The sequence below is a fragment of the Allomuricauda sp. CAU 1633 genome (assembly GCF_017313225.1).
Taxonomy (GTDB): Bacteria; Bacteroidota; Bacteroidia; order Flavobacteriales; family Flavobacteriaceae; genus Flagellimonas.
Window position 1 is genome coordinate 1,065,592 of record NZ_JAFLNE010000001.1, and the last position, 14,901, is coordinate 1,080,492.

Here is a 14,901-nt window from a genome sequence, read left to right on the forward strand (position 1 = left end):
ATGCCGAAGTACGGGAATGATATAAAGTATATGATCTACCAACGAAGCAGTGCCCTCTTTGCAGAGGCGAAAAAATACATCCCCGGAGGGGTAAATTCCCCCGTTCGGGCCTTTAAAGCAGTAGGGGGCGACCCCATTTTCGTGAAGGAGGCCAAGGGCGCCTACCTCTATGATGTGGATGGCAACCAACTCATCGATTACATTGCCTCTTGGGGTCCACTGATTCTGGGTCACGCCTATGAACCCGTAATCAATGCCGTGATTGAAAAGGCCAAAAAAGGTACTTCGTTTGGGATGCCCACCGAAATTGAGACCGAATTGGCACAATTGGCGGTCTCGATGGTGCCGAATATTGACAAAATACGCTTTGTGAACAGTGGTACCGAAGCCTGTATGAGTGCGGTGCGCCTCGCGCGCGGGTACACGGGCAAGGACAAGATCATTAAATTTGCGGGCTGTTACCATGGGCATTCTGACTCGTTTTTGATTCAAGCGGGGAGTGGTGCGGTAACCTTTGGAAGTCCCAATAGCCCTGGGGTAACGCAAGGCACCGCCAAGGACACACTGTTGGCAGATTATAACGATTTGGAGGGGGTAAAAGCTCTTGTGGAAGCCAATAAAGGGGAGATTGCTGCCATTATCTTGGAACCCGTGGCGGGCAATATGGGGTGCATTATCCCTACCGATAAATTTATTCATGGGTTGCGCAAACTCTGCACCCAAGAAGGGATTTTATTGCTCTTTGATGAGGTGATGACCGGCTTTCGCTTGGGGAAAGGCGGCGCGCAAGAAGCCTTAGGCGTGGATGCCGATATGGTAATGTTTGGAAAAGTGATCGGAGGGGGGCTGCCCGTAGGTGCTTTTGCGGCCCGAGCCGAAATCATGGCCCATTTGGCCCCAGAAGGCCCGGTGTACCAAGCGGGAACCCTAAGCGGAAACCCCTTGGCCATGAGTGCCGGACTCGCCATGCTGACGGAACTGAACAACCGCCCTGAAGTTTTTACCAGTCTCGCGGAAAAAACAGAATACTTGCACAAGGGTATTGGCCAAGTGCTGACCGAAAAAGGGGTGACCCACCAGATTAACCGCTATGGCAGTATGATCTCCGTGCATTTTACGGACGAACCGGTGGTGGATTTTGCCTCCTCGGCCAAGGGCAATAATGACACTTTTAAAAAATACTTCCACGGGATGTTGGAAAATGGGGTGTATTTGCCGCCCTCTGCCTTTGAAAGTTACTTTTTAAATGATGCGTTAAGCTACGAGGATTTGGACAAGACCATTGAAGCGGTTAAAAAAGTATTCTAGAACTCGTCCAGTACCATTTTTTTGTTCAATAACATACCTGTTGTAGCGCCCATAGCAACTGCATTTGATACAGTACGCATTCTGGTTGTGTTGTCCCCGCAGGCATAAACACCATCAACCGATGTCATTTGCTGGCCATCTATCTTAATATAGCCTTCCTCGGTGAGTTCACAGCCCAAAGATTCAGGGATTGGGCAGTGCTGTTCAAAAGGAATGTGGGCGTAAAGCGCTTTTAGTGGGGCTATTGACCCATCTTTAAAGATCAATTGCTTCAAATGGCCTTCAATATGTTGCAATTCAGCTATTTCAGACTCAATAATTTTGATGCCTTTATCCATTAGTTTTTGGGTTTCGTCCTTGGAGAGGGTAGATTTTCCATTAGTGAATAACGCAAGGCCATCCGTCCAGTTGGAAATCAACCTTGAAAACTCATAACCGTACTCTCCATTGCCCAGAATACCAGTTTTTTGATGTCTTACCTCATATCCATGACAGTACGGACAGTGAAGCACGGAAATACCCCAACATTCTGCAAATCCTTTTATTTGTGGCATGATATCTCGAATACCTGTAGCGAAAATCAACTTTTTGGACTCAAAACTTTTTCCAGAATCGATCTCAATTTGAAACCCGTTCTTGGTCTTTTTTCCGCTTGTGGCCAAACCCTCTACAAAGTGGACGGTTTTGTAGTGTTCCACCTGTAGTTTTGCCACCTGAGCTATTTCTTTGGGCGTTTTTCCATCTTGGGTTAGAAAATTATGGGAATACGGTGTTTGTCGGTTGCATGGCTTGCCACTGTCAATGATCAACACCTTTTTCAGGGATCTTCCCAATGCCATTCCCGCAGCAAGCCCGGAATAACTACCACCAACAATTATAACGTCAAATTTTTTAAGATTTTTCATGTCTTTGTGTAATAGGGGTTTAATGAGTTGATAGGGAAACAATGTTACGGCTGTGGCTTTGCCACTCTTTTCTAGAAATTGTCTTCTCGAAAGGAGTTTTGCGCGCACTACTGTTTTCCTTTGGAAATTTTTGGTGTGAACTGGCGAATTACAAAGTCCACAAAAGGGACGCCGATAAAAACAATCAGCGGCACCAAAGCCAAGGTCATGACCAAAGTTCTAATGTAAAGGGGAACCAATGCCAAAGGTTCCCGAAAGATATACAGGAATAGGGTCAATGCTGGGTAAATCACCACCCAAATCTTTAAGGAAGCTATCAATCTTGCTTTTGTTTTCATGCTATTTCAGTTTATAGAAAAATTATGGGGCAAAGGTATTTTCCATACTTCTTCCAGAGTAGGATGAAAATGAAGTTGAATGGTACTTAAGTAAAAAGTTGACGAAAAGACTCTGGCGCGTGTCCGGTTTGTCGTTTAAAGAAGCGTACAAAATAGGAAACGTCCTCATAACCCAATTGAAAAGCAATTTCCTTTATTTGGTTGGAAGTGGCAAGCAGGTATCTTTTTGCTTCAAGAACAATGCGGTCCACAATGATTTCTGAACACGTTTTACCCAGAGCAGATTTCGTGATGGCATTGATTTGGTACAGCGAAAGGTGAAGCATATTTGCATAGTCCGATACCTTCTTATGGGTGGAATAATGCGTTTCTAAAAGATGTAAAAAAGATTCCAAGCCTTCTTGTTCATGTCTATTTGGGATTTGAGAAGCCGATTTTTGTTGCCGCAATAAGTTCACAAAGAAGATATCCATATAGGCCATTATTGCTTTTTCATACCCTTCTTTTTTACCCGTATATTCTTCGAATATCTGGGAAAGCACAGCGTTCAAGTGTTCAAAGTCAGACGGATTAATTAGGCAATGGTTTTTGGAACTGGCCCTATTGAGCAACATCAAGGATTTTTGATCTTTGGGCAAATAAAAATCGGGGGTAAACTGAACCACATACCCGCTACTTCCCATTTTAAGGGTGAGCTGGTGCACCTGTCCCGGCCGCATGAAAAAAATGGAACCATCGCTGACCTCGTACGGTTTAAAATCGATGATGTGCTCTCCAACCCCTTTTTGAAGCGCCAAAAGAAAATAAAAATCGTGCCGGTGGAGCTCCTGGACCATGTCCGTTTCAGCAAGCAACTTTTCAATATCCCTGATAGTAAAACTACCTAAAAGGGAAGGCTCTTTTTGATTGGGCAAACGGGCTACGGGAATATCCTTCATGGTATTCCCAAAGATCGCCAATTCTAAGATAGGAAGGCTTAAAAAACCTGTTTCTTTTAGGATCGTTTCACTGTTTACGCCCTAGTTGCAAATAGTGTTCAGCTCTTGGTACTCCGATGTTGATACGGTGGGAATCTCCTGCCCCGATGAAATTTTGATACAGCTTAAGGTCGGATTACGGTCTGCGCGGAGGTCCACCAGTTCCCTATTGTTGCTCACATCCAGACTGTTCAGCGTATTGCTTGAAATATAAAGGTGCGTCAGCTTGCTGTTCTGCGCAAAGTCAACCGTTTGGAGGGCATTGTCCGAAAGCAATACCGTTTCCAACAACAGGTTGCTGCTCAGGTCAACAGCGGTGAGCTCATTGCTGATCATAAAAAGGTTCTTGAGGTTCACCGCTCCGCTGATGTCAATGGTCTTTAACAGGTTTTGGCCCATGTGCAAAAGTTCCAGAGAAGCATTGTCCAAGTGCAGTTCTTCCATATAATTAAAGGAGAGGTATATTTTTTTCAATTGGGTGGCGTTGGATAGCCCGTCAATGGATTCCAGTTCATTGGACTCCACGTTCACCAACAAGAGATTGGGATTATTGCCCAGGTCAATGCTGGACAAATAATTGGCCTGAAGGTACAGGGTGTCCAGCTTGGTGTTGGCACTTAAATCGATATCCGTGAGTTCTTGCCCGCCAGCGTACAGATAGGTTAGGTTGACAAACCCTTCAATTCCGGTTAAATCGCTGATGTCTCCAAAATTACCCGAAGGGTTAAGGTCTAAACGGGTGATGGTTTGGGCATCGGTGCGCAGCATTTGTTGGTTCACCTCGCCATCCGTATCTATGCCTTGGTCGATTAAAACCGTTTCAAATTCTGGGTCTGGAATGTGCAGGTAGGTGTTGTTGGGGTTGGGGGCATCGTCACTTTTGGAGCATGCGGAAAAGAAAAATAAGGTAATGGCTACGATGGCGTAGGCTTTTTTCATGGTTGCGTTTTTTGATGATTGCCTACTAGACGGTTTTTGGGTGGGGCTGTTACGGAATGCGGTGGCTTTAGGTTTTTTTTAACAGTTGAGGCTTGCGTTATGATTTTGTAGAAACCAACAATTCCCGGACATCCACGTCCAAAATCTTGGCAATTTGCCGTAAAATGGGAATGCTCGGTTGCTTTTTATTGTTGCAATAATTGGTGACGACTACGTAGCTTTTGTCCAATTGCTCCGCGAGCCACATTTGGCTTCTACCCTGCTGTTTTAATACCTCTTTGATTCTGTTCATAAGAAAAAACAATACAGGAACATATTACTTTGTAATATAGATGTATAGTGTATTGTAATCTGTTTATTTATGGTATAGCAAAATACAATACAAAAAAGTATTGTAAAATATTATATATTGATATATATTTATATTGTATTATAATAATATTTATAATGAACAAGTCCCAAATCATTCATCTGATACAGCAAGATTTAAAACACAGCCAACTCACCGAAGCCCTGCGAAATTTAGGTTTGGATGATGGTGGATTGTACAGTTTGGATTTAATCTCGCTTGTGGCTCAATTGATGCAAGTGCGACCTGAACACATGGAAAACTTTACGGAAATCTATGGCAGTTATTTAGATAAAGCGAATCAATTCCCAATTACCTATTTGGGAGAATATCTTTTGCCTATGGCGGAAGAGTGTTATTTGCAGTTGTTGTGTTGTAAGGACGTTTGAAGCGGTGGGGAAGGTGTTTTGATAGTTAGGTAAGCAATTCTTATAGCCAGTACTTTTATTTAGTTTTTACATATAGGAACCTTTTCCCATCAGTCTGATAACCAAAATGGGCAACTACTTCTCCGTCTGATGCAGTTGTCAAGCATTTTCTTTCTCTTTTAGTTCCTGTACTTGTTCGATGAACAACCCAACCACGACTACCAGATGTGTATCTTGGGTTGGCACTTGTGTCACAAAACCTACCATCAGACACAACGGATAATCTTGGGTTTACAGCTTTAAAAAAATCAGCATTAAAACCAGATTCTCTACCATGGTGTGGTGCAAGTAAAATATCAGCATCAGATATTGCGGTTACAAAATCTTCTTTATTCATAAGTTCGTCAAAAGAACATTTTTCATTATCTCCCGGAATCACGACTTTTATATCCGCATATTCGATAATTGTAACGATACTATGATTATTAAAGTTGTTATGATTACAAGTAGAAGGTGTAAAGGATTTGATTTGCAAACCTCCCCAATTATCTGGATTTGATGTACTATCCGATGAGTTCGATTTTACAGGCTCACTATATCTATTATTAATTTCACAGTATTTTTTAAATTTTTCTCTGTCTTTGTCTCTTACATTTGCCATTACTTCTTGGTTTGAAAGATGTTTAGGCCTTTTAAGAACTTTTGGGTTTAATGAGTCAAAATTTAATATATCATCAATATGGTCAAGGTGTGGATGAGTAATAATTACATAATCCAACTGCTTTACGCCATATTTATCTCTTAAATGTAATAATGGACTAAAAGCTTCTTTATCTTTTGAATAATCTCCTGTTCCAAGGTCTATAACTATATGTCTCTTATTTGGAGTTTTAATGTAAGTCATATGACCATGTTGAACATCCCAAAAAACTACTTCACAACGTGTTGCCATAATTTATTTTTCCATTCTTGATGCCACTCTTTTTTTAACAAATCCAGTCTGCTTTTTATAAGAAAAAATAAAAAGTATTATTAGAGTGATGATTAATAGTATGTATGATATGCCTTCACTAATGTTCAACCATTCTGCAGTTTTTTCATAGAGTTTAGCTAATAATAATAGAGTCAAAAGAGAAATTATGGTTCTGTACATATTGTTAATTTCAGAAAATAACTCAATTTTTTTATCCTTGTCGCAAGCATTAACAAAGTCATTGTAATCAACAAATTTTATGAATTTTAATGTTTTACTTTTTAATAAATCACCAATTATTAATGAGCCGATTCGACTTATGATTAAACCAATAAAATAATATAGAAAAGCACCAAGGAAATTATTTTCCTGAACTAAATCATAGTTTGTTATTTCTCTCAATAGAATAACAAATATTATCCCAGGAAAGAGATAATTGAAAATGTTATATGACGATATTTTTTCTATAATTTCTTTCATTTCTCGTATTGGCTACAACGGTTTGGCTAAACTGCGTTTTAATGCAGTTTAGGTTTTGTTAGGTGTAGTTATTATTTTATTCTTTTCTCTAAAGTATTCATTGGCTTCAGGTATTTTATCTCTCATAGCCCATCTCACAATCCCTAATTCATTTAATTTATATCCTTTAGGATTATACCAGGGTTTTTTAAGTAAATCCTTGAATTGTTTGACAGTTTCAATATTCATAGCTTCTAAATCTTCAAGCAACGCAGAATGGCCACCTTCACTTGTGTGATATTCTTTCGGTATAAGCTTTCTCATTAAAAACTTCAGCATGTCTACATTAAGCTCATCTGAATTATCAGGTTTACTTAAGCTAGTTAAGAATTCATCTCTTTCGGTCTTTACTCTACTGAATTCAAGGTCAACAGTTTCTAGTAGTGCAGCAGTTCGGTTGATAGTCCTTCGAAGTGGTAATGGTATATCGTCTTCTCTTTTATACTGTAAAATATGCGAAGTGGCAGCCCAAATATGTTGAGCCGCCGTCCTTACTTGGATTTCAATTTTTAGTTTCTTTAGGCCACTCAAGGTTGGTAAATTGAACCATTCATCAGGAGGGGTTACTTCATAATGTATGGACCCATATCCAAACTGATTTTCTTCTAATCTTCCTTCTGTGTTTTCCTTCCGTAGGACCTTGAAATTTCTGTCTATTATTTTTTCAATTTTGTCAACATCTTCTTGGAAAAGAGAGACAAGTCTAATACCTGCAATGTCATTGATTTCTGAAATGTCGTTAATAGTGATATTATATCGGTTGCACTTGTCCAAAATTGAATCTAATCCCTTGACCCTTGATTCAATAGCAAAACCAAGCTTTATATTCTCCTTCTTTAGAAGATACTCAATCTGTTGGACTGACTGTTCCACTAAGCTATGATATAGACCAATTTTTGAGTTGTAGTTTGATTCTATTTTTTCCATTTGCAGTTAATTACACCTAACTTGTTTATATAAACATAAAACACATCTATATATACCCAAATAGGCACGTTATCGACACATTCAGTCCTCTTTATTTACATAAAGCATGTTCCACTAAGACTTGAGGGAGGGGGAGTGTGCACAAATTACTAATTCCCAAATAATTGCCATTACAGAAAACCATAAAAAAACTAGGGATTTTCTACAATTGGCAATAAACAATGTACAATTAACAATGGGGAGTTGATAATTATCAATGGTTACGTACGAAGTTGGAGGTACGAAGTGGGAAGATGGATAGGTGAGGGGTTGTTTTACCGTTCTTTTCCGCTACCTAGCATGGTGTGCATCATACCGGTTTTCATATTGTCCCAGATATAAAAGATAATCCATTTGGTCCTATCACGCTCTACGTGAAACTGTCCATGCCTAAAACCATCTTCGTCGGCTTTACGATCCCCTTTTTTGGTCAATAAGTTGGCCACGGAGGATTTTAGTTTGTTTACATGTACATGGTCCTTTTTGAGGGCTGTAAACGTAAAATCCTCATAATTCATCTTCATTTCTCCTAGGGAGGTCCATTCGTTGCCATCTACGGTAAAAAACATCTGGTTGATGGTGCCATCTACCTCAACATCGAGTGTGGACCGCATAAAGGCATTAATGCTCTTGGTATGGAAATTGGAAACGGATGACTTAACGATAAAGGCATTATCCGTATTTTGGGGATCAAAGGTGTAGTTCATGGTGAACAGCCCATCGCCCATGATCTTATTTTCCGAATCTACCACCACCAGACCTTGATTTTGGTTGTTCAAGTTTTTGACCCGCACGTTTAGATCGGTCAGTATCATTTTTTGGGGAATTACATCTGGAATGGTCTTTTTGGTGAAACTGACCTCGCCCCCCGACACTAAAATGGAATCTATTTTAAGATCCACCTCCATTTCCCGCAGCATTTGATTGGGCAATTTTTTTACAATGGTGTTTGGGGGCAACAACTTGTTTCGGTATACCTCCATCACCGGATGTTCAACTTCAATGCTTGGCGCATGAAATTTTGGAATATCGGTACCCAGGAAATCGGGCTGGTTGAGCCTTATTTTATCCACGGAAACGTTAAAATGGGAACGCTCCATAGTTATTTTTGTGTTGAATTCTTCCGCGCTGTATTTGTTGCGAAACACCATATCCTCAATAACTCCGTATTCGTTGTCGAGCTGTATTTTTCCCAATCGTAGGTATTCGAATGGACTGATATCAGCATACAGATTTTGGGTTTCCAGCTGATAGGCACCAAAGGTGAACGGTTGTTTTTGTTGGGTGGTATCCGGGTCGAAATGAAAATCGGAAAGGCTGAAATCCAGTTTTTCAAGCTGTAGCAGCACACTGTCGATCTCTGTTTTTAAAATGGTCAGTTGGCCTTCCGTAATGGTAAATTTTCCTATGGAAAGGGTTTGGGGTTTGTTTTTCGGAGCAGTTTTTTTAAGGGAATCCTGAGCTGGTTTTCTGAATTGTCCAACTGGTGTTTCCAATAGCAAATGATCTATTTGAATGGCTTTTTTTGTTACTAAAGGGAGGTAGTGCAATCCGCTGATGCGTAATTTCTTGACCCTTACGGAATCCAGTGTGCTTTTGTTCTTGATTTCAACAGCCTCTAGTTGAATTTTTCCCAAGAGCACATTGGTGCTTAAATTCCCGTATTGTAATGAGATATTTTCAGGTATTTGTTCCGCGATTGCCGTTTTTACCTTTTGCGAAAACAGGATTTGTGCAACTATCAGCAAAGCTGCCAATACCAAAAGGCACCAAAGCAATATTTTTATCTTTTTTGATGTCTTTTGCAGCATAAAGGTTGGTGTTATCGATGCCTATTCTACTAAAATAGAACAAATTAGGGTTTGTTCTGCAAAAACAACAAAAACATTTGAAAGAGTGTTCATACGAATAAAAAAAGCGAGGCATTGCCCCGCTTTCACACAAACTAACTCAAAATTAACCACAAAGGTCGATAACAAAAAGGCACTATGGATAACAATGAGTTTCCGAATATATTTTTAATGATTTTACAATAGGGCAAACTCAAAGGCGGGATACCCTCTAACCCCACTTTCATTGGTCAATGCAGTGAATCGTATTTTATAGATGTTTCCATCGGTATCTTTTAGCACAAAGAACACATCATCTTTTAGAGAAGGCAGCATTCCGGGGCCTCCACCATTTCTCCAGTTACTTCCAATGCCACGTTGGTCATCCAAGAAAAGTGCCTCATCCACATCAGCCAAGCCAAAGTCGGCATACGCTGTTGTGGCGGTCTCTACTTGATAGGCGGAAACACTGCTCAAGATGTTGGTGGTGATGAAATCTGAATAGCCATAGGAACCAAAGCCTTCTATTTCATTGGTAAATACAGTGAAGTTGATATCCCAGCGGTCTGCTGCGGGTTGCACGTCAACGGTTTCTTCTGTGTCAAAACTGAAAAAGGTGAAATGGTAGCCAGAAGTTTTTGAAATGGTCACTTCTTCATGGGTGGTGGCATCCAAATCGGCATATTGCAGCACATAATCATCACCATTGCGCAAAATGCGTATTTTTTTCCAACCTCTGGGATCTCCACTAACGGCTACGGCACCTACCTCAGGCTCTTCGGTACCCACTTCAAAACCAAGGTTTACCAAATACACAGGGTTATCTGCATCCGTTTCAGAAATGGCCGCAATGGCGGTTCCTTCCAGACTTCCGGTTACATGATCCACAAAGGCTATATTAGCCGCATCGAAGGTGCCCACGGCCACTTGGGGTTGCAGGGCTTCCACATCGGTAGGGGTTACGGCATCAATATCGGTGCTTTCCAAAGCGGAAACAGCCATAAAAATGGACCCGTTGATGGTTACCCTGAATGCTTCTCCATTATAAAACCCAAGATCCCAACTATCACGTTTTGCAGTGGTTTCGGTAATTGAGCTTAAATCCACATAGACTTGGTCATCTTGATTAGGCCCACCCACTTCCGGGGCAGTAGTGCCCTCTGGAGCGGCAGTTTCGGTAAAGCTTACCGCCAATTGGGTATTTCCCTGAATAGTAGCATCGACTACACTAATGGCAGCTATAGTAAAATTGACGGTCTTTGTAGTACCTTCAATGGCATCCAGTAGTTTGTTGAACGTAAACGAAGTTCCGGTAGATCCACCAGTAAAACTTACAGTCAACTCACCTGAAGTTCCCGCAGGTGCCGTGGTGAAATCAGTACTATACTCGGCATTTACGGTAGTGTATGAGATGGTAACGGTACCATCTTCTGGTGCGGTGGTGGAGAATACCAGATTCACCTCTTTTTCGGTGTCAACGGTATCGAAACTCAGCGAAGGGTTTTGAAAAGCAACCACAAATTCAATGGGTGTGGTGTCTTCACCATCATCGCTGCAACTTGAGCCCACAAACAAAAAGGCCAGCGATAGTACATATAGAACGTAATTTTTCATAAAATTGGTTTTTAGTATTAAATATTCAGGTTATACAAAAGTTTTACAAAGAAGGATCTACCATAGCCTAGCAACAATCCATTGTTGGGTGAAGAATGTACTCCGCCACTTGATACGGTTGAGGTGTTGATCCTTGTGATGTCCAATAGGTTTCTCGCCCCCAAGGTGAGGTGCAATTTGTTGTCCATAAACGTTTTTCTGATGGAGCCGTCCATCCATCCATAACCTTCCCTTTTGGATCGAATGAAACTAGGATCATCTTGATTGGTATCGAGTATGAACTGATATTCTGGCCCGTTGTACTTAAAGAACAGTGAAACCGTGGTGTTGATCTTTGGAATCTGATAGCCCACATTGGAACTTACTTGCAAGGCGTAGAGGTAATCGTCATTGAAGGATTCCTCACTATTGAGTACTTTGCTCTCCCCTGAAAAGGATAGTCCCAAATCAAATTGAAAATCACCATAGACAACTTTGTTGGTAAAGGAAGCGCCCCAGTTGCGGTATTCATCAATATTGTTGTATTGAAAAGCCAATGGGCTCGGGTTTACGATGGTGAGTTCAATGCGGTCATCTACATTGAGGTACCAAGCCGATATTTTTGAACTCAATCGCCAAGAAAGGTCTTCTGGGAAAAAGTTCTTTTTCAAGTGAAGGAATGAGGAAATCCCTCGCTCTGGACTCAGATTGATGTTGCCCCGAACATCATGGTTCACGTCCACAAAATAGGTGAACAGCTCATCAAAGTTGGGATTTCGGGGCGATGTCCCCAAGACAGCACGCAGTTGATAGCCATTGTCAAATGCATATTTGGCACTCAGGGAGTGGGCCATCTGGGTTTTGAACTGTGATGAGAACATGGCCCGGGTCCCCGGTCTTAATGAAAATCGCTTGCCGAAGTCGAACTCAGCCGTTGCAAAGGCATCATACGCTTCCAATCTACGATCTATGCTGTTGCCGCTAAAAGTTCCGGCCAATGAGGAAGAATACCCTTTAATGTTGCTCAACTCGTACCCCAATTGTAGGCTTGTCTTTTCGGACTGGAAGAAATCATTGAAGGTGCCTCTGGAATAGATTCCCTTTCTAGATTCATACTCTTGGGAGTCCACATCAAATTTTTCCCTTGAGTTGATGCGATAATTGTATTGCTCCACATCCCTTTTTTGTTGTTGATAGGAGGCCGAAATATCATAATTGATGGTTTTCACGAACTTTCCGGCCATATTGAAGTGGTTATAGAATCGTTGGGAGGTGAATTCTGCATCTGTGGCGGTGGGATTGCTGGTCTGGGTAGACGGATTGTAATTTTCCCGAACCACGGAATCGTATCGCTGTACACGCTCATTGAAATACTCCATACGGTAAAACGACCTAAAGTTCTTCCCGGAATAGTTCACCAGGGCCTTGCCAGAATACTGCGTTTTGGGAAGCCATTCAAATCCTCTACGTCCATCATTGAGTGTATGAAATTCACCTTCACGATTGTTGAGGTGGCCCGTAAAATCATTATGGGTAATATTGCCGTTTATATACCACTTCTCTGAAAATCGGTGTCCTACCGTAAGGGATTGAATATGTCTTCCCTGGTCAAAAAAACCATATTCATTGCCAATGGTCTCTTCCTGTACATACGGGGTTATTTCCCATTGGTAGTCTGAATCCTTCCGAGTAATAATGTTTATAATCCCCGAAACCGCATTGGAACCATATTGCACGCCCATGGAGCCTTCCACAATCTCCACTTGCTCAATATCATCCAAATTGATTTGGGTAAGGTCCGTATTGTTCCCCAGTCCCTCGTCATTAATCAAAGGGATATTGTCCACAAGGATTTTAAAGTATTGACCGTCCAACCCGAACAGTTCAACACTACTTTTCCCCGTAGATGGGTTGGGCTGTATGCTTATATTGAGGGATTGATTAAGAACATCGGCCAAAGTGTTGCCTGCCAAACGATCCATAGTTTCTCTAGGAATCACTTTTACCTCAAACACAGATTTGTCCACACTCTGTTTGTTGATTTGGCCGGTGAGCACCACTTCTTCCAAATGTTGCATGGCCATAGAATCTTTTTCCATAGGCTCGATTTCTTGGGTAAAAACCTGAAAGCACAGAAAAAATGAAAAATAAAACAGGAATCTATTTTTATTTAGACTCATTCTAGTTAGATTTGTGGCAAATATATAAGTTATTTTAATTCAGTCTAAATAATATTAATATTTTTGTCAAAACAATTTTTGAGCAGTCTAACTAAATAACACTATGAAGAAATCAATCATTTTTGCAACACTTGCCCTTGGAGTGGCATTTGCAATGCACGCCCAAGAAAAGAAAGAACTGGACCGTAAAGCCATAAAGGACATGTGCGGTTGCTTTGAAATTACATTTAAGTACACCGAGACCTTTGCACCGGAAATCGATTATGAAAAAAAACTGGATTATACGGCAAAGGCTTTGGAGTTGGCCCTTCCCATTGTAGATGAAGAAAACAAGATTTCATTACAACATTTATTGGTTTTAAATGACACTATGGTGATCAAGCACTGGCGACAGGATTGGTTGTTTGAAAACCAAGATGTTTTCTATTACGACAAGGACAACAACTGGACCTTCCAGAAGTTACCAGCGGATGCTGTTAAAGGGCAGTGGACCCAAAAAGTGTATCAAGTGGATGATAGTCCCCGCTATTCGGGTTCAGCTACCTGGGTACATTTTGATGACAAACATTACTGGGAAAATGATACGGACTCACCGCTTCCCCGAAGGGAATATTCCAAACGAAGCGATTACAATGTCATGAAGCGGGGCAATCGCCAAGAAATCACTTCCTACGGTTGGGTGCACGAGCAGGATAATGATAAGATCATTCGTAAAGAAGACAAAGCTGATGTGTTGCTGGCACAAGAAAAAGGAATGAACATATATACCAAAGTGGCCGATGATAAATGTAAGGTGGCCCAAGACTGGTGGAATCAACACAAAGATTTCTGGGCCAAGGCAAGAGCATCTTGGGATCAAGTTTATGACAGGAACACCGATTTGACCCTTCACAAACAAGTGGATGAAAAGCCGTTGTTCATGCAGTTTTACACCTTGGAAGCGGAAAATGCCGATCAATCGCAAATATCAGAATTGATCAATAAGTTTATCATGGAGAAAAAGCCAAATAAAAATGCAGAGGGGAAATAAGTTTAAGGTTTTCAGTGGGGCTGCAATTTTTGCAGTCCTTTTCCTCTCTGGATTTGGGATGCCCAAAATTTCGCCCAAACTTCAGGAAAAAATAGATAATGCCGTACAGACCACATTTGAAGTTGAGGATTTTACCTTGGAACAGATTAAAGTGGACGCTGGATTGAATGAAAAGACCCCTGTGGAAATGGGTGGAGAAAATTTGTTCAATGTCATTAAGGAGGGCAATTCCCTTGGGTATGTGTACCTGGGCGAAGCACCCAGCATGAAAAATATCTTTGATTATGTGGTCCTCTTCAATCCGGATCTGAGCATTAAAAAGTCCAAAATCTTGATTTACCGAGAAGATTACGGTCGCCAAGTTGGGAGCCAACGCTGGTTAAAACAGTTCATTGGCAAAAAATCTGGAGAAAGTCTCACCTACGGTGAGGATATTGATGCCATTTCCGGGGCCACCATTTCAGCCAAATCCATGACCTTGGCGGTACATCATGTTTTGCAGAGCATGCAGGTTTTACAGGAGAACAACTTTTTTGATTGATTGTAATGTTGCCAAATTTGATTAAGCCACCTGAAAGGGTGGCTTTTTTGTTTTTAGGGAATACAAACTTTCTGGCTAACTTTGAG

Annotated in this window: 15 protein-coding genes; 4 read left to right on the plus strand and 11 right to left on the minus strand. The window is 41.1% G+C overall.

Going from position 1 to position 14,901, the window contains the following annotated elements; translation table 11 throughout:
- Positions 1 to 30: 30 nt before the first annotated feature.
- Positions 31 to 1,308: a glutamate-1-semialdehyde 2,1-aminomutase gene (gene hemL / locus J0X14_RS04690; protein ID WP_207096586.1), complete on the plus strand. Its 1,278-nt coding sequence runs from the start codon at positions 31 to 33 to the stop codon at positions 1,306 to 1,308.
- Here the strand turns inward: hemL and J0X14_RS04695 are convergent.
- From J0X14_RS04695 to J0X14_RS04715, 5 genes are all read right to left on the minus strand, one after another.
- On the minus strand, positions 1,305 to 2,213 hold the full coding sequence (locus J0X14_RS04695; protein WP_207096587.1) for an NAD(P)/FAD-dependent oxidoreductase: 909 nt from the start codon (positions 2,211 to 2,213) through the stop codon (positions 1,305 to 1,307). The two genes, hemL and J0X14_RS04695, sit on opposite strands and share 4 nt — an antisense overlap.
- A 107-nt stretch (positions 2,214 to 2,320) precedes the next feature.
- Entirely contained in the window at positions 2,321 to 2,551 is a 231-nt protein-coding gene (locus J0X14_RS04700; protein ID WP_207096588.1) for a hypothetical protein, read from the minus strand.
- 86 nt (positions 2,552 to 2,637) lie between these two features.
- Entirely contained in the window at positions 2,638 to 3,489 is an 852-nt protein-coding gene (locus J0X14_RS04705) for an AraC family transcriptional regulator (protein ID WP_207096589.1), read from the minus strand.
- Positions 3,490 to 3,570: 81 nt separating this feature from the next.
- Complete coding sequence (locus tag J0X14_RS04710) at positions 3,571 to 4,467, minus strand: hypothetical protein (protein ID WP_207096590.1); 897 nt, start codon at positions 4,465 to 4,467, stop codon at positions 3,571 to 3,573.
- Positions 4,468 to 4,564: 97 nt separating this feature from the next.
- Positions 4,565 to 4,759: a helix-turn-helix transcriptional regulator gene (locus tag J0X14_RS04715; RefSeq protein ID WP_207096591.1), complete on the minus strand. Its 195-nt coding sequence runs from the start codon at positions 4,757 to 4,759 to the stop codon at positions 4,565 to 4,567.
- A gap of 155 nt (positions 4,760 to 4,914) precedes the next feature.
- Between J0X14_RS04715 and J0X14_RS04720 the strand changes: the two genes are divergently transcribed.
- A complete protein-coding gene (locus J0X14_RS04720; RefSeq protein WP_207096592.1) occupies positions 4,915 to 5,205 on the plus strand; it encodes a hypothetical protein in 291 nt (96 codons plus the stop codon).
- Between the two features lie 55 nt (positions 5,206 to 5,260).
- Here the strand turns inward: J0X14_RS04720 and J0X14_RS04725 are convergent, their stop codons facing one another.
- From J0X14_RS04725 to J0X14_RS04750, 6 genes are all read right to left on the minus strand, one after another.
- A complete protein-coding gene (locus J0X14_RS04725) occupies positions 5,261 to 6,136 on the minus strand; it encodes a ComEC/Rec2 family competence protein (protein ID WP_207096593.1) in 876 nt (291 codons plus the stop codon).
- Positions 6,137 to 6,139: 3 nt separating this feature from the next.
- Complete coding sequence (locus J0X14_RS04730) at positions 6,140 to 6,637, minus strand: hypothetical protein (protein ID WP_207096594.1); 498 nt, start codon at positions 6,635 to 6,637, stop codon at positions 6,140 to 6,142.
- 48 nt (positions 6,638 to 6,685) lie between these two features.
- Positions 6,686 to 7,603 carry a GTP pyrophosphokinase family protein gene (locus J0X14_RS04735; RefSeq protein WP_207096595.1) on the minus strand — a complete coding sequence of 306 codons (918 nt, stop codon included), beginning with the start codon at positions 7,601 to 7,603 and terminating at the stop codon, positions 6,686 to 6,688.
- Positions 7,604 to 7,917: 314 nt separating this feature from the next.
- On the minus strand, positions 7,918 to 9,453 hold the full coding sequence (locus J0X14_RS04740) for a hypothetical protein (protein ID WP_207096596.1): 1,536 nt from the start codon (positions 9,451 to 9,453) through the stop codon (positions 7,918 to 7,920).
- A gap of 216 nt (positions 9,454 to 9,669) precedes the next feature.
- A complete protein-coding gene (locus tag J0X14_RS04745; RefSeq protein ID WP_207096597.1) occupies positions 9,670 to 11,085 on the minus strand; it encodes an HmuY family protein in 1,416 nt (471 codons plus the stop codon).
- Positions 11,086 to 11,102: 17 nt separating this feature from the next.
- On the minus strand, positions 11,103 to 13,163 hold the full coding sequence (locus tag J0X14_RS04750; protein ID WP_242527912.1) for a TonB-dependent receptor plug domain-containing protein: 2,061 nt from the start codon (positions 13,161 to 13,163) through the stop codon (positions 11,103 to 11,105).
- 184 nt (positions 13,164 to 13,347) lie between these two features.
- On the opposite strand from J0X14_RS04750, the gene J0X14_RS04755 reads away from it, so the two are divergent.
- Positions 13,348 to 14,274 carry a DUF6607 family protein gene (locus J0X14_RS04755; protein ID WP_207096599.1) on the plus strand — a complete coding sequence of 309 codons (927 nt, stop codon included), beginning with the start codon at positions 13,348 to 13,350 and terminating at the stop codon, positions 14,272 to 14,274.
- On the plus strand, positions 14,258 to 14,815 hold the full coding sequence (locus J0X14_RS04760) for an FMN-binding protein (RefSeq protein WP_207096600.1): 558 nt from the start codon (positions 14,258 to 14,260) through the stop codon (positions 14,813 to 14,815). The genes J0X14_RS04755 and J0X14_RS04760 overlap by 17 nt, the downstream gene beginning before the upstream one ends.
- Positions 14,816 to 14,901 lie beyond the last annotated feature (86 nt).